Source organism: Citrobacter sp. Cc139 (genome assembly GCF_030334645.1).
In the GTDB taxonomy this organism is placed as follows: Bacteria; Pseudomonadota; Gammaproteobacteria; order Enterobacterales; family Enterobacteriaceae; genus Citrobacter; species Citrobacter werkmanii.
In genome coordinates, this window is the sequence record NZ_JAOWDM010000091.1 from 21971 (window position 1) to 41121 (window position 19151).

Genomic DNA, 19151 nt, shown 5'->3' on the forward strand with positions numbered 1-19151 from the left:
TTTCACATGACGCGCAGTTTGATTCATTTAAATGGAATGATACAAATGACTATACCTCACGTTAAGGCTGTAGCTGCCGCAGTATGCGTCGCCAGTCTCCCATCACTCGGCCATGCCGCTGAACAGGACACCGTCGTCGTCACCGCTACCGGCTTCGAGCAGAAAATTCAGGACGCCCCCGCGTCGATATCTGTTATTACCAAGCAGCAAATTGAAGACAAAGCCTATCGCGATGTCACCGATGCGCTAAAAGATGTCCCTGGCGTCGTCGTCACCGGTGGCGGCAGCAGCAGCGATATCAGTATTCGCGGTATGGCTTCGCAATACACGTTGTTCCTGGTCAACGGCAAACGCATCAGCACACGCAGCACACGACCTAACAGCGATAACTCAGGGATTGAACAAGGCTGGTTACCGCCGCTGGAATCCATCGAGCGCATCGAAGTTATCCGTGGGCCAATGTCATCGCTTTACGGCTCTGATGCGATGGGTGGCGTTATCAACGTCATCACCAAAAAAGTGTCGAATACCAAAGCCTGGACCGGCTCCTTACATGGCGATGCCACTTTCCAGGAAGACAGGGATTCCGGTGATATTTACCAGACGAATGCCTATGCGTCCGGGCCGCTGATTGACGGGTTACTCGGTGCGAAGGTGACCGGATTATTCTCTCATCGTGCCGAAGATGAAATCCTCAATGGCTACAATGAACAGCGTATGCGTAACGGGGGTTTAACCCTGAACTTCACGCCGGATGATAAAAACGACATCGACTTCGATTACGCACGTGAACTGCAGGATCGTGACAGTACGCCGGGCAAATCCAGGGCTGAAGAAATCTGCCGCAACGGAAGCTGTAAGCCCAACAGTAAAAGCGAAAGCAAGTATGTGCACACCACATATTCACTCACCCATAGCGGCTATTACGACGACTTCAACTCCACCAGCTATATCCAGCAGGAAGAGACCGACAACCCTGGTCGCCAGATGAAGTCCTACAACACCATCTTTAACAATCAGAACCAGATTTTCCTCGGGGCGCACACCCTGACAGTGGGTGGACAGTACCGTTATGAGAAACTGCGCGATAACGGCAATCAGTTGCAAGCTGCCGATGGGCTGAACAAACTGACCCGCTGGAGCTGGGCGCTGTTTGCTGAAGATGAATGGGCTATTACCGATACCTTCGCGCTGACAGGCGGTCTGCGTATGGATAAAGATGAAAACTACGGCGACAACTGGACACCACGCGGTTACGGCGTCTGGCATCTGAGCGATCAATGGACCTTGAAAGGTGGCGTATCCGCAGGCTATCGCGCACCGGATCTGCGTCAGTCTTCTGCAAGTTGGGGACAGGTCACCGGCGGCGGCCGTCTGAGCGGGATCATTGTCGGCAACCCGGATCTGAAGCCAGAGAAAAGCCTGAGCGAAGAGATCGGGTTACTGTGGGATAACGGCAACGACCTCAACGCGGGCGTGACGCTGTTCAATACCGACTTCAAAAACAAAATTACCGAAGTGCGTCGCTGTAACAGTAGTTCCGACCCGGCCTGCACCATCGGTGGCACCCATTATGATTTCGTCAGCGATCGTGTGAACGTCGATAAAGCCAATATGCGCGGCGTAGAATCCACCTTCGGCTGGAAAATCACCTCCGACGTCAACTGGACGGCGAACTACACCTATACGGAATCTGAGCAGAAAAGCGGTCAGTTCTCCGGTCAGCCATTAAACAAAATGCCAAAGCATATGTTTAACACCACCCTGGACTGGCAGGCAACGCAGGATCTCGGTTTCTGGAGTCGTCTGAATCTGCGCGGGAAAACGTCTGAGTACCTGAGCCGTACCTCCATGGCACAGGGTACGCCATCGTATACGCAGGTCGATGTTGGTTTACGCTACTATGCTACCAAGGATCTGCTGATGACCGCCGGCGTGTATAACGTGCTGGATAAGCAAATCGATTATGACACCTACGACACCGTTCTTGATGGCCGTCGTTACACGGTTGGCCTGACTTACAGCTTCTAAGTCTGGCGCAATAAAAAACCCCGGCACTCATCATGCCGGGGTTTTTTATGCTTTTTATACGGTTATTTCTTCACGCGTCCAGGGAATTTCATTTCGCTATAGCGAACGAAATGAGTGCCTTTCGTCAGCTTGTAACCAAACCAGATAATCAGGAACAGTGGAATACCGATATAGGTTGCCATCACGCCGCCCCAGTCAATACTGTCCTTCAGGAACGCTTCGTAGTTCTGACCCAGAGTGATGATCAGGCACAGCACAAAGGCAAAGATCGGCCCCAGCGGGAAGAAGCCAGAACGATACGGCAGATCCTGCACATCATGCCCCTGCAGCACATAACCACGACGGAAACGATAATGGCTGATAGCAATCCCTAACCAGGCGATAAAGCCCGTCATCCCGGAAGTATTCAGCAGCCACAGGTATACGGTCTGGTTGCCAAACATTGAGGTCAGGAAGCACAGCCCCGCCACCACCGTAGTTGCATACAGTGCGTTACGCGGCACACCACCACGAGACAGTTTGGCGAAGATACGCGGCGCTTTACCGTCGCAGGCCAGGGTGTAAAGCATACGCGTTGAGGCATACATCCCGGAGTTACCCGCAGACAGTACCGCCGTCAGGATAACCGCGTTCATTACCGCCGCCGCAGACAGCAGACCCGCGTGCTGGAATACCAGCGTGAACGGGCTAACGCTGATGTCTTTCACATCGTTACGCAGCAGGCTTGGATCGGTGTACGGAATGATCAGGCTAATAATCAAAATCGCGAACACATAGAACAGCAGGATTCGCCAGAACACCTGACGCACCGCGCGTGGAATATTCTTCTCAGGATCTTCTGATTCACCTGCCGCGATACCAATAAGCTCAGTTCCCTGGAAGGAGAAGCCGACAATCATCGCCACGCCAATCATCGCGGCAAAACCACCGGCAAACGGCGCATCACCGGTCGTCCAGTTGCTCCAGCCCACCGGCTGAGCGCCTTTGAAGATACCGAAGATCATCATTACGCCAACCACGATAAAGATAATCACGGTGGTCACTTTGATCAGTGAGAACCAGTACTCCGCTTCGCCAAACCCGCGCACGGAAATGTAGTTCAGCAGGAAGATAACGCCGAGGAACAGCGCACTCCAGATCCAGCCTGGCGTGTCCGGGAACCACCAGCTCATTACCAACTGTGCGGCTACCAGGTCAACGGCAATTGTCACCGCCCAGTTGTACCAGTAATTCCAGCCCAGCGCGAAGCCGAAGCCTTCTTCTACATAGTTCTGACCGTAGGTGGAGAACGAACCGGAAACCGGCATGAAGGCTGCCAGTTCACCGAGACTGGTCATCAGGAAGTACACCATCAGACCAATCAGAATATACGAGAACAACGCGCCGCCAGGACCCGCCGCAGAAATAGTTGCACCAGATGCAACAAAAAGACCTGTACCGATGGAGCCTCCGATGGCAATCATCGTCAGGTGACGCGCCTTCAGTTCACGACGTAGCGTGGGCGCTTCTGTGGTTTTAGTTTCGGAAACCATGTGAAAATGCTATCCATCCAAAAAATGAGGCGCGATTGTAGCAGACGAAAGGGCTTTCTTCCGGCACAAATGCGCTGTTATAAGAGACCTTCATGACTGGCCGCGGATTATAAGTAAAGCAGAAAATGGGCGGAGCATGGCGGTTAAGACGAAACCGCCGTTATGCATAGAGGTGCTATTACGCCAGTGAGTGCCTTATTCGCCCTGCGCAACCTGATCGCTGTAATGTAAAAAGCGCGTAATGGCATTAGAGAGATGCTTTTGTCGATGATGAACGCGCCAGAGCGTGCGAACTAAACGCGGCAGCGGCACAGGGACTTCACTCAGCGTACCCGCCTGTAACTGTTCTGCAATGACCCGACGCGACAAACAGCTGATACCGAGCCCATGGCGGACCGCATGCTTAATGGCCTCGGAGTTACCCAACTCCATCGCCATCTGGAATCTCGGCAGATGCGATAACAACAGATAATCTACCAGTTCACGCGTACCGGAGCCTCGCTCACGTAAAATCCACGGCGAAGCAGCCAGTTGATCCAGCGTCACGGGACCTTTTGTCAGCGGCGAAGATGGGGCGGCAAACACCACCAGTTCGTCCTCCAGCCATGGTTCAGAGATAATTTCTGTGCTGTGACAAGGTCCTTCGATCAGCCCAATATCTACCCGAAAATCCAGAACAGCATTGATCACATCCTGGCTGTTACCCACGCTTAGCTCCAGCGGTAAATCGGGAAAATCCTGGCGATAGCGGGCGATCATGGCGGGCAAAATGTAATTGCCAATGGTGCTGCTGGCATAGACGCGAATCGCGCCATTATCCTCACGAAAAAGCTGTTCGATTTCTATCGTTTGCTCAAGTAACGCCAGCGCGCGCGGGTAGAGCAAGCGCCCGTGCTCATTGACCACCAGCCGCTTGCCAACGCGGTCGAAGAGCTGTACGCCAAGCTGCCCTTCCAGATCGGTAAGCGCCGCACTCACCGCCGACTGCGACAATGCCAGCATGACAGATGCCTGAGTCGTCGAGCCGCTTTTCAGTACCTCAGCAAACACTTCAAGTTGTCGCAGGGTGATATGCATAGTCGTTTTCCACCGGATATCCGTTACTTATACCCTAAATAATTCGAGTTGCAGGAAGGCGGCAAGAGAGAGCATCCCCGGGAGCGTACTTAAGTACGAGACTGGGGTGAACGAGCGCAGCCAACGCGCATGCAACTTGAAGTATGACGGGTATACCACTTATATAGATTAATTATAAATATATAATCAATTTTATTTTTAAACCACATCGCCGTACTCTTTTACCCAGATAAAGGAGAAGGATATGACAGAACTCACCTTACAGACTCATCGTCGTACAGCGTGGCATTTTATTCCGGGGCTTGCCCTGAGTGCAGTTATCACTGGGGCCGCCTTATGGGGGGGATCCATTCCCGCCGTCGCAGGTGCCGGGTTTAGCGCCCTCACCTTAGCCATCTTATTTGGGATGGTTATCGGCAACACCGTGTATCCACAAATCTGGAAAAGCTGCGATGGCGGCGTACTGTTTGCTAAACAACATTTATTACGCCTGGGGATAATCCTCTACGGTTTCCGCCTTACCTTCGCGCAAATTGCTGACGTCGGCGTCAGCGGTATCGTAATCGACATATTAACGCTCAGCAGCACCTTCATGATTGCCTGCTTCCTTGGGCAGAAAGTGTTTGGTCTGGACCGTCACACCAGTTGGCTGATTGGCGCGGGCAGCAGCATCTGTGGCGCCGCCGCGGTACTGGCAACAGAGCCTGTCGTTAAAGCCGAAGCCAGTAAGGTGACGGTCGCCGTCGCCACAGTGGTTATCTTCGGTACTATCGCTATCTTCCTGTATCCGGCGATGTATCCGCTGTTAGCGCACTGGTTTACTCCCGAGACTTACGGGATTTACATTGGCTCCACCATGCATGAAGTTGCGCAGGTTGTTGCCGCCGGACACGCCATTAACCCGGATGCTGAAAACGCCGCGGTTATTGCCAAAATGCTGCGCGTCATGATGCTGGCGCCGTTCCTCATCCTGCTGGCCGCACGAGTAAAACAACTGTCTCCGGCAACCGGTGGTGAGAAGAGCAAAATCACCATTCCATGGTTTGCCATCATGTTCATTGTGGTGGCGATTTTTAACTCTTTCCACCTGCTGCCGCAGTCGGTAGTGAGTATGCTGGTGACGCTGGATACCGTGCTGCTGGCAATGGCGATGGCCGCACTGGGGCTAACCACTCACGTGAGCGCCCTGAAAAAAGCTGGTGCTAAACCTTTGCTGATGGCGCTACTGCTGTTTGTCTGGCTGATTGTAGGCGGTGGTGCGATTAACTTCGCTATCCACGCGCTAATGGCATAAACGATCACGACTAACGTTAGTTGACCCGCTATACTCTTCCTTTTTTGAATTTGAGTATGGCGGGTTTAATTCATGAAATACATCGGAGCGCACGTAAGCGCCGCTGGCGGTCTGGCTAACGCCGCTATTCGGGCCGCAGAAATCGAAGCTACCGCATTCGCCCTGTTCACCAAAAATCAGCGTCAGTGGCGCGCCGCGGCGTTGACCACTGAAATCATTGATGATTTCAAATCCGCTTGCGAGAAGTATCACTATACTTCCGCTCAGATCCTGCCTCACGACAGCTACCTGATTAATCTCGGCCACCCGGTCAGCGATGCGCTGGAAAAATCACGCGATGCATTTATCGATGAAATGCAGCGCTGTGAACTGCTCGGTTTATCGCTGCTCAACTTTCATCCGGGCAGCCATTTGATGCAGATCCCGGAAGATGAATGTCTGGCGCGCATTGCTGAATCTATCAACATCGCCCTCGCTCAGACCCAAGGGGTTACGGCAGTTATCGAAAATACCGCCGGACAGGGCAGCAATCTCGGATTTAAGTTTGAGCACCTTGCCGCCATTATTGATGGTGTTGAAGATAAATCCCGTGTTGGCGTCTGTATTGATACCTGCCATGCTTTCGCTGCCGGTTACGATTTGCGTTCTGTCGAGGAATGCGAAAAGACGTTTGCGGAATTTGAACGTATTGTCGGTTTCAGCTATCTACGCGGTATGCACCTGAACGACGCCAAGAGCACGTTTGGCAGTCGCGTCGACCGCCACCACAGCTTAGGTGAAGGGAATATTGGCCACGACGCTTTTCGCTGGATCATGCAGGACAGTCGTTTTGATGGCATTCCGCTGGTGCTGGAAACGATTAATCCGGATATCTGGGCAGAAGAGATTGCCTGGCTGAAAGCCCAGCAAACAGAACAAGCGGTGGCGTAATCATGAACGACAGGGAAAAGCAGATCCTTAAGATCCTGCGTCGCAATCCGTTGATTCAGCAGAATGAAATCGCCGATATTCTGCAAATCAGCCGTTCACGCGTCGCTGCGCATATTATGGATTTGATGCGTAAAGGCATGATCAAAGGTAAAGGTTATATCCTTACCGAACAGGATTATTGCGTGGTTGTCGGAGCAATCAACATGGATATTCGTGGTGTTGCAGACATCCATTATCCTCAGGCTGCCTCTAATCCTGGCAGCATTCACTGCTCGGCAGGCGGCGTAGGACGCAACATCGCCCACAACCTGGCGCTGCTGGGCCGTGACGTTCACTTAATTTCCGCTGTTGGCAGTGATTTCTATGGAGAAACATTGCTGGAACAAACGCGTCAGGCCGGTGTTAACGTTGCAAGTTGCATACGCCTGCATGGGCATAACACCTCAACCTACCTGTCGATCGCTAATCAGCAGGAAGAAACCGTACTGGCAATTAACGATACCCATATCCTGCAGCAATTAACGCCGCAGTTGCTGAACGGGTCGCGAGATTTGATCCGCCATTCCGGTGTCGTACTGGCAGATTGCAATCTGACCGCCGAAGCCATTGAGTGGGTCTTTACTATTGCAGATGATATTCCGGTATTCATTGACACCGTTTCAGAGTTCAAAGCGGCAAAAATGAAGACATGGTTTACGCGTATTCATACGCTAAAACCAACGCAGAAAGAGCTGGCGATTTTGTGGGGTCAACCTATCCATTCAGATGCCGATCGCGTACTGGCCGTCAATAGTCTGCATCAGCAAGGGGTAAAACGGATCTTTGTCTGTCTGGAAGATGAATCTGTTTTTTGCAGCGAAAAGGACGGAGAGCAGTTTTTACTGACGCCTCCCAATCATACGATCGTAGACAGTTTTGGCGCCGATGACGCTTTTATGGCGGGATTGCTGTACAGCTTTCTGGAAGGTAGCGAGTTCCGTGAAAGCGCTCACTTTGCCATGGCCTGCGCGGCATTATCGCGAGCCAGCGTCAGCATTAACAACCCAACCCTCTCGGCAGATAACGCCTTATATTTGCTGCAAACAGCTTAAATGTAATGCCGGATAGCGCCACGCTTATCCGGCATTATTCTCACTATGCTATACCGATAAAGAAACCCGCTATGGTGGCGCTCATCAGGTTTGACAACGTTGCTGCTGCCAGCGCGCGCATTCCAAGCTGCGCGATTTCCGGGGCTCGCTGTGGCGCTATCGCCGAAAATGCGCCGACGACAACGCCAATCGAACCAAAGTTAGCGAACCCGCACAGCGCAAACGAGATAATCGCAATGGTCTTCACATCCAGTGTCCCGCCGGTTTGCAGATACGGCGAGAAGTTGAGATAGGCGACAAACTCGTTGATTGCCAGCTTCTGTCCAATCAGGCTACCTGCCAGCGTCGCATCGCTCCAGTCAACGCCCATAATCCACGCCAGCGGGGCTAACACATAGCCAAAGATCCCTTCCAGGGTGGCGTGACCAAAACCAAACCAACCACCAATTCCGCCGATAATGCCGTTAATCAGCGCAATAATGGCGACAAATGCCATTACTACCGTCGCCACGCCTGCGGCAATTTTCAGCCCAGTCATCGCCCCACTCGCCGCTGCTTCGATGATGCTTTTCGGCGGCGTTTCGGTAAATGACAGGTTCTCAAAGGTGACGCGAGATTCTTCAGTTGCCGGACTCAGCATACGCGCGAATAAAATACCACCAGGGATTGCCATCAACGATGCCGCCAGCAGATAGTCAATCGGAACGCCCATTCCAGCGTAACCAATCATCATTGAGCCAGCAATCGAGGCCATCCCGCTACAGATAGCGGTAAATAGCTCATTGCGATTCAGCCGGTCAATAAACGGTTTCACGATTGCCGGGATCTCGTTTTGCCCGAGGAAAATCGTGGTTACTGCGACAAATGACTCGATCTTACTGATGTTTAACGCTTTCTGGAAAATACCGCCAAGGATGCGGATCAACAGCCCCATCACGCCAATGTAGTAGAGTAGACTGATCAGCGCGGTCACAAAAATGATGGCCGGGAGCACCCGAAAGGCGAAGATAAACCCGGCTCCGTCGAACAGCACATCCATTTTTGGCCCGACCAGGGAGCCAAAGATAAATGCACTACCCGCGTCACTGTATGACATCACCTTGTGGACACCGAGCGCGGCCTGTTCAACCAGCCATTTCCCCGGCGGGAAATAGAGCATAATGCCGCCGATTGCAATTTGCAGCACCAGTGCTGCCCCGACCGTACGCAGACTAATACGCTTTTTATTTACTGACAGCAGAAACGCGATAGTCAGTAATACCACCATACCCACAACACTTCTCATTATATCCATAATGAAATTCCCTTCATGCCAGGAAACCCGGCGTTACCGCCAGGTTTTGGTAGGTTTGCTATCCGCGGGCGACCGCATTCTGCCCGGAAAATTTGGTCAGGCGAGGCGTTGATACTCCTTCGCAATTTCACAAGCCAGTACCGCGTTGTTGAACACCAACTGAATATTTGATTTCAGGCTGTCACCACCGGTCAGCTCCGCAACGCGCGCCAGCAGGAACGGCGTACTCTCTTTGCCCACAACCCCCTGCTCTTCCGCTTCTTTTACCGCCCGATCGATTGCCGCATTAATTTTCTCTTCAGCCATCGCAAACTGCTCCGGGATTGGGTTTGCAACAACCAGACCGCCGTCGAGACCTGTCTGCCATTTCACCGCCATGGCACGGGCAATCTCTTTTGCGCTGTCCAGACGGATACTGACCTCAAACGGACTGGTTCGGCAGAAAAATGCCGGCAATGCGTTGGTCTGATATCCAATTAACGGCACGCCAAAGGTTTCTAAATATTCGGTCGTTAAACCGAGATCAAGAATAGATTTCGCCCCGGCACAAATTACCGTGACATTGGTATGCGCCAGTTCTTGCAGATCTGCGGAAATATCAAAGGTATGTTCAGCACCACGGTGAACACCACCAATCCCGCCCGTCGCAAATACTTTAATTCCAGCCAGGGAGGCAATAATCATGGTTGAGGCAACTGTCGTCGCACCATTTTTTCCTGCAGCAACCACAAATGGTAAATCACGACGACTGACTTTAGTAACGCTATGCCCCTCTCTTCCAAGCAATTCAATTTCATCTTTGCTTAAACCAACTTTCATTACCCCGCCAATAATGGCAATGGTCGCAGGAACTGCCCCGTGCTTACGAATAGTTTCTTCTACTTCAATAGCGGTCTGGGCATTCTGCGGAAATGGCATACCATGAGAAATAATGGTTGACTCGAGGGCAACAATCGGTTTTTTACTGTTTAATGCTTCCTGTACTTCTGGAGATATTTGTAATAATTCAGAGGAAAGAGTTAATTCAGACATTCTGTGTTCTCCACGATTGAGATAACATTCGCAACAGACAAATCAGGGTTATTGGTATATTCACAGGCTAATGCCATTGATGAACAACCCTGCGCAAATCGAACCGAATCAATAAAGGGCATGCCGTCTACCCAGCAGGAAGCCAGTCCCGCCATCATCGCATCGCCAGCCCCGGTAACATTAATGACGTGAGTTTTAATCGGCAGCGACCAACCGCAATCCCCCGCAATATCACTGTAATAAACTCCGTCACCGCCCATGCTGAGCACCAGGCGATTTAAGCCGCGATCGTGAAACCAGGTGGCCACTTTGCCAACATCATCACGCCCGGAAAGCGCAATACCGCTCAGCGTTTCGGCTTCAAGCTGGTTAGGTTTGAGGGTGTGAATTTGTCCAAGCCGCTCGCGAACTTTGACGCATTTCCATGCCGATACCGGGTCGACAAACACCGGAACATCTCCGGCATTATCCAGCACCCATGCCAGGGCGTCTTCGCTGATATTGCAATCGGCGACGATAACTTTCGCCTGCCGAATAAAATCATGCTGCTGCGCTAAAAAACTCGGTGAAATATGTTCGGTAATGCTCATATCATTAATGGCAACCAGCATTTCACCGGTGTTATCAAGCAGAGATAAATAACTCGATGTATTCTCTCCCGGAACGATAAGACACTTATCAACATGTACTCCGGATAGATTAGTTTGCGCCAATAACGATTGACCATAAAAATCATTACCAACCGCAGTCAGTAACCACGAATTTTTACCCAATAGCGCGAGATTATGTGCAATGTTGCGTCCAACTCCGCCAGGGGTGAATTTTATCTTTCCTGGATTCGAATCCGCATAATTTAGAGAAGCATGCGAATACCCAGCAACATCCATATTGGCCGAGCCAATAGTTACTATGTATTCCTTTTCACGCATAGCACGTCCCCTGGCAATTATCTTGCCACAAATGAGTTCGTTAAGAATAACCACCGCCACACACAAAATTATTAGAGCACATGTTCAGTATCGAACATGTGTTTATAGTAAGCGTGTTTTTGACAAAGTAAATCTATCTGCAAGAACCAAAGTCAATAGATATGAACAGAATCACAATTTTTTATAGATACAGTTTGTAAGGGAGAGAGAAAATGAGAGGTAGTACACAAATTAAGCAGACTAAAAAGTATAACTCCGGTATAACCGGAAATTTTTCAGATGCGCCAGGCGAGCTGGCGCGTCTCAGGTAAGCGAAACCAGGTCCTCTGGCATATGGTTGTACAAAATACGCCAGAAATGTTCAGCCGTTTTATTCAATCGGGTATCCATCCGGTAAATATAGGCCTGAATAGGTACCATCAGTTCAGGTGTATCCAGGCGCACCAGACGCTTATCGCGCAGCTCGTTGACGATCGACCACGCTGGTAGCCAGGCGATCCCATGCCCATCCAGCGCCATGTTTTTCAACAACTCACTCATCGAAGACATAAACAACGTTCGTGCTGAAATGCCGCCAACTTCCGCTAACTGACGATTTACCAATCTTCCCATGTAGGATGTGCTGGTATAGTTCAGAATCGGCGCCTGCGGCTGATAGATATCAAACAACGCGTTCCCCTGTCCATCGGTAGCACAGACAGGATAGAGCTCTGACTCAAAAACCTTCAAGCCACAGAAAGGCGACTGCATTAAATCCTCGTCACGAAACGAGATAATAAAATCACTTTTCCCCTCGCGCAGGGTATTCACCGCTTGCACCACATCAATCGCCTCGACGTGCCAGACAAATTCTTCCCCCCAGGCCGCCATGGAATGCACTAACCGGGGCAACATGGTCAGCGACAAAGAATGCGCTGCCGCGATTTTTATGTTGGGGACCCCAAGCAGATTGTGACCACTGAGTTCGTCCAGATTACATTCCAGCTGTTGTAGCAGGCTACGCGTTTGCGAATGGAATAACTTGCCCTCCTCCGTCAATTGCAGCGGCGTCGTCGTGCGATCAAACAGCTGCACCCCCACGGCTGATTCGAGCGCTTTGATCCTCCGGCTAAATGCCGGCTGAGATATATTGCGCTCCTCCGCAGCCTGGGAAAAATGACGGCATGCCTCCAGCGTCAGGAAATCATATAACCATTTTGTCTCAATATTTTTCATGCCTGTCACGCGGATGCTTAAATATGTTGATGAGCCTAACAACATCATGCCTGAAGAATTCCAGAGATGGTATTGACGATTAGCCCATAATGATTCGTTTTTTGCATCAAGCCTTCGTTTTTGACATTAACATGTCAGCGTCACCATCCAGCCGCAACCCTACTCTGCTTGCAGATCTTCAGGCTCCGCACCCTATCCTGACCTCATAGAACGGCGAAAAAAACTACAGTCATGCGGTTTTTGCATTAAGCCAAACATTATTGCATTTCTCGTCGCGACGCTCTGCTGTTAAACATTAGGGCAAGATAAAACATAGCCTGAATATTATTTAATGGTTAAACGAGGTATATATCGTGAAAGGTTTAATTGGCGTACTTGGTGGTATGGGACCTGCTGCAACCGTCGATCTATTTAATAAATTCGTCACATTTACTGCAGCGCAACGCGATCAGGAACATATTCCATTAATTATTTCATCCATTCCTGATATACCCGACCGTACTGACGCATTAATGCGTCATGGTAATTCCCCCCTTCCGGCCATGCGCGATTATATGCATAAACTCGAAGATGCTGGCGCGGAGTGTATTGTGATCCCGTGTAATACCGCCCACTTTTGGTTTAAAGAGTTAAAAGAATCCTGTCATACGGAGTTGCTGAGTATTGTGGAGACAACCCTGAATGAGGTCAGAAGCTGCGGAAAATCGCGCATCGGACTGCTGGCTACCAATGCCACGTTGTACATGGGTCTCTACCAAAAAGGGATAGAGTCTCTTGGGTTAACCTGCGTCAGCCCTGATTCTTCCAGCCAGGAAAAAGTCATGGAAAGTATTTATTGCCTGAAAGCAGGAGATGTTAAGCAAGCACAAAAATTAATGAATGAACAGGCTGAAGCACTTTTTGCACGCGGCGCGGAAGTCATCGTTCTGGGATGTACTGAAGTCCCCGTCATCCTTGCTGAAGCCGTCAAGACATCACCAGAAAAATATATTGATTCAACCGGTTCATTGGTTCGTGCCGGAATTAAGTGGTATGAAAAACGCGTTGGAAAAAGCCACCTTCTGGCGCAATAAAAAAACCACCATTTAATCATCACATTTAATAAAAGCCATTCTTATAGCGAATTATTATCTGGCGGAGGCCATTATGCTTTGGTTGGAAATTCTCGTAGTATTAGGCGCAATATTTTTCGGCATCCGCCTCGGCGGAATTGGTATCGGTTTATGCGGTGGGCTGGGGTTGGCTATTTTAACCCTGGGATTTGGTCTGAAAATTGGCTCGCCGCCTGTGGACGTCATTCTTATTATTATGACGGTGGTTGTGGCGGCATCAGCGCTACAGGCAGCCGGAGGCATGGATTATCTGGTACGCATTGCCGGTAATTTTATGCGTCGTAATCCTAAATATATCAATGTTATTGCACCGATTATCACCTGGTCGATGACCATAATGGCGGGAACAGGTTTCATTGTCTTTTCTACCCTGCCGGTGATTGCCGAAGTTGCGAAAGAGTCAGGCATCCGCCCTTCTCGTACGCTCGCAGGCTCCGTAGTGGCGTCCCAGGTTGCAATATCCGGCTCGCCGATCAGCGCCGCAATGGCCGCAATGCTGACCATCATGGAAGGCAACGGTATCAGCTTTATCCAGGTTATGGCGGTATGTCTGCCCGCCTCGTTTGTTGCCGCGATGGTTGGGGCATTCATCGCCTCGCGCCAGGGATGTGAACTCCAGGACGATGAGGTCTATCTGGAACGCCTGCAGAAAGGGCTGGTGCGCAAATACGAAGGGCAAAACAGTACCACACCGGGTGCAAAACTTTCCGTCGCCCTGTTTATGCTGGCCACGGTGCTCATCGTTATTCTTGCCGCATTCCCGCAGCTACGCCCTGGATTTGATGTTGGCAGCCCAATGAATACGCGGGATATCATTATCATCTGCATGCTGGCTGCCGCTTGCCTGATGGTGGTGCTGTGCAAAACATCTACAGATGCCATTGTCCTGACGTCAACTTTTCGCGCCGGGATGAGTTCGCTGGCAGTCATTCTCGGCATTGTTACGCTGGGAACCACATTCATTGACGCGCACCTAGCGGAGATTAAGGACATCGCGGGGAATATTCTGCAGGCCTACCCGATGCTGCTGGCTCTGGTATTGTTTGGCACCTGCGCGCTGCTCTATTCGCAGGGAGCCACCACGCCGTTGATTATCCCGCTTGCCGTCGCGCTTGGCGTTCCCACCTGGGCAATTCTGGCTTCCTATGTGGCTGTGACCGGCGTGTTTGTTCTCCCAACGTACCCAACTTCACTGGCGGCGATGGAGTTCGACACCACCGGGACAACGCGCGTAGGTAAGTATGTCTTAAACCATCCGTTTATGTTGCCGGGACTGGGTGGGATCATCGCGGGCGTTGCCTTTGGCTTTATCATCGCCCCAATGATTGCCTGAGCCGTCTTATTCAGGGGCGCGAAAGATTTCGCCCCTGAATGATTCTCTATTCACTTGACCCGGCTCACCACATCAATACCGTCTTACCTTTATCTATTTGCTTCACATCGCTGCTTTTAATCACGCGGTGATAACCATAGGCGTCAGCATATTTTGTCAGTCCTGTCCCGGGGTCTTGCTCAGGCTTGCCTTGCGTCTCTATTGTTGCACCTGACGTTGTTGTCATCACCCAGGTGGTTGAACATCCCGACAGTAGAAGCGTCGCGAGTGACAGAGCAGCAAAAATGGGCGCTTTTTTCATATTCGATTTCCGTGACCAGTTTGATTTAAAGGCACTTTATCGAATTTGCTTAAGGCAGGATGGATTATTGTGGCGATGCTGTAACGGTAAGGGTTAAGGCATAAAAAAGGGCAGAGAAATCTCTGCCCTGGATTTCAGCGCTTAATCAGGCCGCCTTTGCCACAACCTCTGCTTCCGGGCGCTTCAGCACCGCGTAGGAGAGACCGGCTACCAGCGTACCGGCAATAATGGCCAGCAGGTAACCAACCACCGGCGTAATTGCGCCAGGGATTAACAGCACGAACAGACCGCCGTGTGGCGCCATCAGCTTAGCCCCTACCGCCATGGAGAGAGCGCCGGTAATCGCGCCACCAACGATACAGCAAGGCAGAACGCGCATCGGATCACGCGCGGCGAATGGGATAGCCCCTTCGGTGATAAAGCACAGGCCCAGCACCAGCGCAGCTTTACCGCCCTCCTGCTGGGCTTTGTCGAACTTACGACGCGCAACCAGCGTTGCCAGACCCAGCGCCAGCGGAGGTACCATCCCCGCCGCCATAATGGCAGCCATCGGCGCATAAGTTTGCGTACTCAGCAGGCCCACACCAAAAGCATACGCCGCTTTGTTAACCGGACCACCCATGTCAGTACACATCATACCGCCAAGAATCGCACCGAGCAGCACCGCATTCGCCGTACCCATGGTTTGCAGCCAGTGGGTCAGACCTTCCAGAATGCCGGCTACCGGTTTACCGATCAGGTAGATCATGGCCAGACCCACCACCAGGCTTGAAAGCAGCGGAATGATCAGAATCGGTTTCAGCGCTTCCATACTCTGTGGGAGTTTCAGCCTGGTGCTAATGAGCTTCGCCACATAACCGGCAAGAAAACCGGCAATAATCCCGCCAATAAAGCCAGAACCGGTGCTTACTGCCAGCATACCGCCGATAAGACCTGGCGTCAGACCCGGACGGTCAGCGATGGAAAACGCGATGTACCCCGCCAGAACCGGCACCATCAACGCAAAGGCTGAACCGCCGCCAATCTGCATCAGCGCCGCCGCCAGCGTGCCCTGCTCTTTAAACGCTTCAATACCAAAGGCGAATGAGAGCGCAATACACAGACCGCCAGCAACAACCATCGGCAGCATGTAGGACACGCCCGTCAGCAGGTGGCGATACGCGCCAGCGCTCTCTTTCTTCCCTTCGGTTGCCGCAGACTGCGCCTTGCCGGTTGGCTGATACGGCGTCGCCTCTTCCAGCGCTTTATCCAGCTCCTGTTTGGTTTTCTTCAGCGCCAGGCCAGTAGACGTGCGGTACATTGGTTTTCCGGCAAACTTCGCCAGATCAACTTCAATGTCAGCCGCCACAATCACCAGATCCGCCTGAGCCACCTCTTCCGGGGTAATGGCATTGCCTGCCCCGACCGAGCCACGGGTTTCAACTTTTACCCACCAGCCACGTTTTTTCGCTTCTGTTTCAATAGCTTCAGCAGCCATAAACGTATGGGCAACGCCGGTCGGACAAGCCGTCACCGCCACCACGCGTTTTGGGCCACTGCTGGCAACAGACGTTGTCGCAACCGGGGCGCTGTAAGGTTTTGCATGACCTTTCGCTTCGCTGAGGAAGAGTTCAGGATGCGCAACCGCACGACCGATATCGCCGAGCCAGACTTTTTTGCCGTTCAGCGAACTGTCAGCAGGAAGCGTGTCGCCCAGAACAATCGCCAGTTCTGCATCATTCGGATTATCAATAATTTCCAGATGCGCTTTTTGCGCCGCCGCTCCAAGCAGGGTTTTCGCCATGTAAGCGCGAGCCTGGCCGAGATTGGCGTCAATAATCAGCAGCGTTTTCATTATGCCTCTCCTGCTGTCAGTTAAACGGTTTTAAGTCGACACGCGCCATCATTGCGGCCAACTGAGGACGATCGGTAATACCCACGTTACTTTGGCTTACCGCCAGAGCGGCAACAGCCGTCGCCAGACGCAGGGTATGTTCGCTGGACTCACGCATCAGCAGGCCATAAATCAGACCACCAACCATCGAATCACCCGCGCCAACGGTGCTGACCACCTCGACTGACGGCGGTTTTGCGATCCACTCACCCGAAGCGTTGACCCACAGCGCGCCTTCCGCACCGAGTGAAATCACCACATGAGCAATACCCTGCTCGCGCAGCGCATGCGCCGCATCAATCACATCTTTCATTTCAGGCAGTTTACGACCCGCCCAGATTTCCAGTTCACGACGATTTGGCTTCACCAGCCACGGCGCCGCCTTCAGACCTGCCACCAACGCTTCACGACTACTATCAAAGATAATGCACGGACACTGACTGCGCAGACGCGTCATCCAGTCGGTGAAAGCTTCCGGGCTCACGCCGGTCGGCAAACTACCGCTAACGCACACCATGTCGAACTGGCCCAGCCAGCTCAGCGAATCGTTCACAAAGCGTTCCCAGTCAGCGGGGGTGACTTCAAAGCCAGAGAAATTGAAGTCGGTGACTTCACCGTCTTTTTCGGTCAGCTTGACGTTGATACGGGTACGCCCTTGTACAACCTGAAAACGGTTGGCAATACCCAGCTCGCTGAACAACTGCTGAAAACCATCCTGGTTGTCTTTACCCAGAAAACCGCCCACCGTGACATCGATACCTAAATCTTTCAGAACCTTAGCGACGTTAATCCCTTTTCCCGCCGCATGCAGACCGGTGGTTTTCACCAGGTTCACTTCGCCACGTTCAATTTCCGGGCAGAAACCCACCAGATCGTAGGCCGGGTTAAGGGTGATAGTAGCAACACGTCTGCTCATTACGCGCCCTCCCCTAGACCTGCAGCGATGGCTTCGCCAATCGCTTTCAGCGCCTGTTCAGCATCCTCGCCCTGGGCGGTAAAGCGCAGGTGATGTCCTTTCTTCACGCCTAATGCCACAACTTTCATCAGACTGCGTCCATTTGCCGGTTTGCCGGTTCCATCAAGATTTGTCACGGTAATTTCACTGTTAAATTGTTTAATCGTATTCACCAGCATGGTGCCCGGACGGGCGTGTAAACCATGCTCATTGCGCACAACAAATTCGGCGCTCAGTACATCATCGGTTAAGGCGTCATCGCTGGTCAGCAGCGCCAGCACCGTTGCCGCATCCGCTTTCAACAAACGGTCAGCTTTATTATTCAGCAGCAGATCGCCAAGGCGCTTCAGCACCGCAACCGGTTGATCGTCATTCATCGCGACGGTTACCAGCAGGGCTGCCGCGTCCCCCTGGACATCAAACGCCGTTGCTGCGCGGCTGACCGCAACGGCGCTGCGCACGTTACCTTCAGCACAGTCATTCAGCCAGATCCCCTGACCGAGATTCATCGGCTGCTCATTGATTGCCCTGGCGACAAATGCGGCATCAACCGCACCAATTTCTTTCAGCCGCGCAGCGTTGAGCGCCTGCAGCGTCACCAGCGAGCTGGCAACGACGTCCAGCGACAGCGTTTCGTTATCAAGCTTTAATTGTTCGCTCTGCTTTTCGCCCATCAGCAACGCGCGCAGCTCTTCCGCCGAAGTCGCTGATTTCAGCTGTTCAGCAACGGAGTCATCGCTCAACACATGCGTTAGCTGACGCAGTAAACTGAGGTGCTCATCAGAGCTGGCGGCAATACCGATCGCCACATACGCGACCTGTCCTTCGCCCCAGACCACGCCCTGCGGAAACTGAAACACCTGCACACCGGTTTTCAGCACCCGATCGCGCGTGTCCGTCGTCCCGTGAGGAATAGCAATACCGTTGCCTAGAAACGTGGACGTTTGTTGTTCACGCGCCAGCATGCCATCGACGTAGCCTTCCGCAACGTTACCCGCTTGCACTAAGGCCGCGGCAACCTGGCGAATAGCCTCTTCTTTATTCCCGGCCTGTTCGCCCGGGTGAATATCCTGAACAGATAACTGGAACATGGTTCTCCTCTCCCGCTGAATTGAAACGATTCAGCCAATATGAGAAAAAAGGCGTCACCTG

16 protein-coding genes are annotated in these 19151 nt (G+C 52.0%); 6 read left to right on the forward strand and 10 right to left on the reverse strand.

Annotated features, from left to right (window positions below):
- Nucleotides 1–45: 45 nt before the first annotated feature.
- Entirely contained in the window at nucleotides 46–2031 is a 1986-nt protein-coding gene (locus tag OGV69_RS18250) for a ligand-gated channel protein (protein WP_069323447.1), read from the forward strand.
- Nucleotides 2032–2093: 62 nt separating this feature from the next.
- Here OGV69_RS18250 and lysP read toward each other — a convergent pair whose 3' ends face one another.
- Both lysP and yieE read right to left on the reverse strand, forming a co-directional pair.
- Entirely contained in the window at nucleotides 2094–3563 is a 1470-nt protein-coding gene (lysP, locus tag OGV69_RS18255) for a lysine-specific permease (RefSeq protein ID WP_038642000.1), read from the reverse strand.
- 195 nt (nucleotides 3564–3758) lie between these two features.
- The gene (gene yieE, locus OGV69_RS18260; protein WP_069323445.1) at nucleotides 3759–4640 is read right to left on the reverse strand and encodes a DNA-binding transcriptional regulator YeiE; all 882 of its coding nucleotides are present in this window, start codon (nucleotides 4638–4640) and stop codon (nucleotides 3759–3761) included.
- Nucleotides 4641–4884: 244 nt separating this feature from the next.
- On the opposite strand from yieE, the gene OGV69_RS18265 reads away from it, so the two are divergent.
- The 3 genes from OGV69_RS18265 (at nucleotide 4885) to OGV69_RS18275 (ending at nucleotide 7955) form a co-directional block, all read left to right on the forward strand.
- Complete coding sequence (locus tag OGV69_RS18265) at nucleotides 4885–5934, forward strand: YeiH family protein (protein ID WP_038642005.1); 1050 nt, start codon at nucleotides 4885–4887, stop codon at nucleotides 5932–5934.
- Between the two features lie 72 nt (nucleotides 5935–6006).
- Nucleotides 6007–6864, forward strand: a complete 858-nt coding sequence (gene nfo / locus OGV69_RS18270) for a deoxyribonuclease IV (RefSeq protein ID WP_038642007.1) — start codon at nucleotides 6007–6009, stop codon at nucleotides 6862–6864.
- A gap of 2 nt (nucleotides 6865–6866) precedes the next feature.
- Nucleotides 6867–7955, forward strand: coding sequence for a sugar kinase (locus OGV69_RS18275; RefSeq protein WP_069323444.1), 1089 nt, complete (start codon nucleotides 6867–6869; stop codon nucleotides 7953–7955).
- 43 nt (nucleotides 7956–7998) lie between these two features.
- Here the strand turns inward: OGV69_RS18275 and OGV69_RS18280 are convergent, their stop codons facing one another.
- The 4 genes from OGV69_RS18280 to hypT all read right to left on the reverse strand — a co-directional run bounded on the left by OGV69_RS18280 (nucleotide 7999) and on the right by hypT (nucleotide 12425).
- The gene (locus tag OGV69_RS18280) at nucleotides 7999–9249 is read right to left on the reverse strand and encodes a NupC/NupG family nucleoside CNT transporter (RefSeq protein WP_038642011.1); all 1251 of its coding nucleotides are present in this window, start codon (nucleotides 9247–9249) and stop codon (nucleotides 7999–8001) included.
- 96 nt (nucleotides 9250–9345) lie between these two features.
- Complete coding sequence (locus OGV69_RS18285) at nucleotides 9346–10281, reverse strand: pseudouridine-5'-phosphate glycosidase (RefSeq protein WP_038642013.1); 936 nt, start codon at nucleotides 10279–10281, stop codon at nucleotides 9346–9348.
- The gene (locus OGV69_RS18290) at nucleotides 10269–11210 is read right to left on the reverse strand and encodes a pseudouridine kinase (RefSeq protein WP_227409067.1); all 942 of its coding nucleotides are present in this window, start codon (nucleotides 11208–11210) and stop codon (nucleotides 10269–10271) included. The genes OGV69_RS18285 and OGV69_RS18290 overlap by 13 nt, the downstream gene beginning before the upstream one ends.
- Before the next feature lie 303 nt (nucleotides 11211–11513).
- Entirely contained in the window at nucleotides 11514–12425 is a 912-nt protein-coding gene (gene hypT, locus OGV69_RS18295) for a hypochlorite stress DNA-binding transcriptional regulator HypT (protein ID WP_069323637.1), read from the reverse strand.
- A 353-nt stretch (nucleotides 12426–12778) separates the two neighbouring features.
- On the opposite strand from hypT, the gene cuyB reads away from it, so the two are divergent.
- Both cuyB and OGV69_RS18305 read left to right on the forward strand, forming a co-directional pair.
- Nucleotides 12779–13498: a cysteate racemase gene (gene cuyB, locus OGV69_RS18300; protein ID WP_038642017.1), complete on the forward strand. Its 720-nt coding sequence runs from the start codon at nucleotides 12779–12781 to the stop codon at nucleotides 13496–13498.
- A 73-nt stretch (nucleotides 13499–13571) separates the two neighbouring features.
- The gene (locus tag OGV69_RS18305) at nucleotides 13572–14870 is read left to right on the forward strand and encodes an anaerobic C4-dicarboxylate transporter (protein WP_038642019.1); all 1299 of its coding nucleotides are present in this window, start codon (nucleotides 13572–13574) and stop codon (nucleotides 14868–14870) included.
- Nucleotides 14871–14934: 64 nt separating this feature from the next.
- Here the strand turns inward: OGV69_RS18305 and OGV69_RS18310 are convergent, their stop codons facing one another.
- The 4 genes from OGV69_RS18310 to fruB all read right to left on the reverse strand — a co-directional run bounded on the left by OGV69_RS18310 (nucleotide 14935) and on the right by fruB (nucleotide 19090).
- Nucleotides 14935–15171 carry a YgdI/YgdR family lipoprotein gene (locus OGV69_RS18310; protein ID WP_069323442.1) on the reverse strand — a complete coding sequence of 79 codons (237 nt, stop codon included), beginning with the start codon at nucleotides 15169–15171 and terminating at the stop codon, nucleotides 14935–14937.
- Between the two features lie 145 nt (nucleotides 15172–15316).
- Nucleotides 15317–17005, reverse strand: coding sequence for a PTS fructose transporter subunit IIBC (gene fruA / locus OGV69_RS18315; protein ID WP_038642023.1), 1689 nt, complete (start codon nucleotides 17003–17005; stop codon nucleotides 15317–15319).
- Between the two features lie 16 nt (nucleotides 17006–17021).
- Nucleotides 17022–17960 (reverse strand): 1-phosphofructokinase, encoded by a 939-nt coding sequence (gene fruK / locus OGV69_RS18320; protein ID WP_006683781.1) that lies wholly within the window; start codon nucleotides 17958–17960, stop codon nucleotides 17022–17024.
- Nucleotides 17960–19090: a fused PTS fructose transporter subunit IIA/HPr protein gene (gene fruB, locus OGV69_RS18325; RefSeq protein ID WP_069323441.1), complete on the reverse strand. Its 1131-nt coding sequence runs from the start codon at nucleotides 19088–19090 to the stop codon at nucleotides 17960–17962. Before fruB ends, fruK begins: the two co-directional genes overlap by 1 nt.
- Between the last annotated feature and the right edge of the window lie 61 nt (nucleotides 19091–19151).

Excerpts from the sequence above, each read along its gene's own strand:
- OGV69_RS18290 (WP_227409067.1), bottom strand. The coding sequence starts at position 11,210 with ATGCGTGAAAAGGAATACATAGTAACTATTGGCTCGGCCAATATGGAT.
- lysP (WP_038642000.1), bottom strand. The coding sequence starts at position 3,563 with ATGGTTTCCGAAACTAAAACCACAGAAGCGCCCACGCTACGTCGTGAA.
- fruB (WP_069323441.1), bottom strand. The coding sequence starts at position 19,090 with ATGTTCCAGTTATCTGTTCAGGATATTCACCCGGGCGAACAGGCCGGG.
- fruA (WP_038642023.1), bottom strand. The coding sequence starts at position 17,005 with ATGAAAACGCTGCTGATTATTGACGCCAATCTCGGCCAGGCTCGCGCT.
- OGV69_RS18275 (WP_069323444.1), top strand. The coding sequence starts at position 6,867 with ATGAACGACAGGGAAAAGCAGATCCTTAAGATCCTGCGTCGCAATCCG.
- OGV69_RS18285 (WP_038642013.1), bottom strand. The coding sequence starts at position 10,281 with ATGTCTGAATTAACTCTTTCCTCTGAATTATTACAAATATCTCCAGAA.
- OGV69_RS18305 (WP_038642019.1), top strand. The coding sequence starts at position 13,572 with ATGCTTTGGTTGGAAATTCTCGTAGTATTAGGCGCAATATTTTTCGGC.
- OGV69_RS18310 (WP_069323442.1), bottom strand. The coding sequence starts at position 15,171 with ATGAAAAAAGCGCCCATTTTTGCTGCTCTGTCACTCGCGACGCTTCTA.
- OGV69_RS18265 (WP_038642005.1), top strand. The coding sequence starts at position 4,885 with ATGACAGAACTCACCTTACAGACTCATCGTCGTACAGCGTGGCATTTT.
- nfo (WP_038642007.1), top strand. The coding sequence starts at position 6,007 with ATGAAATACATCGGAGCGCACGTAAGCGCCGCTGGCGGTCTGGCTAAC.
- yieE (WP_069323445.1), bottom strand. The coding sequence starts at position 4,640 with ATGCATATCACCCTGCGACAACTTGAAGTGTTTGCTGAGGTACTGAAA.
- OGV69_RS18280 (WP_038642011.1), bottom strand. The coding sequence starts at position 9,249 with ATGGATATAATGAGAAGTGTTGTGGGTATGGTGGTATTACTGACTATC.
- hypT (WP_069323637.1), bottom strand. The coding sequence starts at position 12,425 with ATGAAAAATATTGAGACAAAATGGTTATATGATTTCCTGACGCTGGAG.
- OGV69_RS18250 (WP_069323447.1), top strand. The coding sequence starts at position 46 with ATGACTATACCTCACGTTAAGGCTGTAGCTGCCGCAGTATGCGTCGCC.
- fruK (WP_006683781.1), bottom strand. The coding sequence starts at position 17,960 with ATGAGCAGACGTGTTGCTACTATCACCCTTAACCCGGCCTACGATCTG.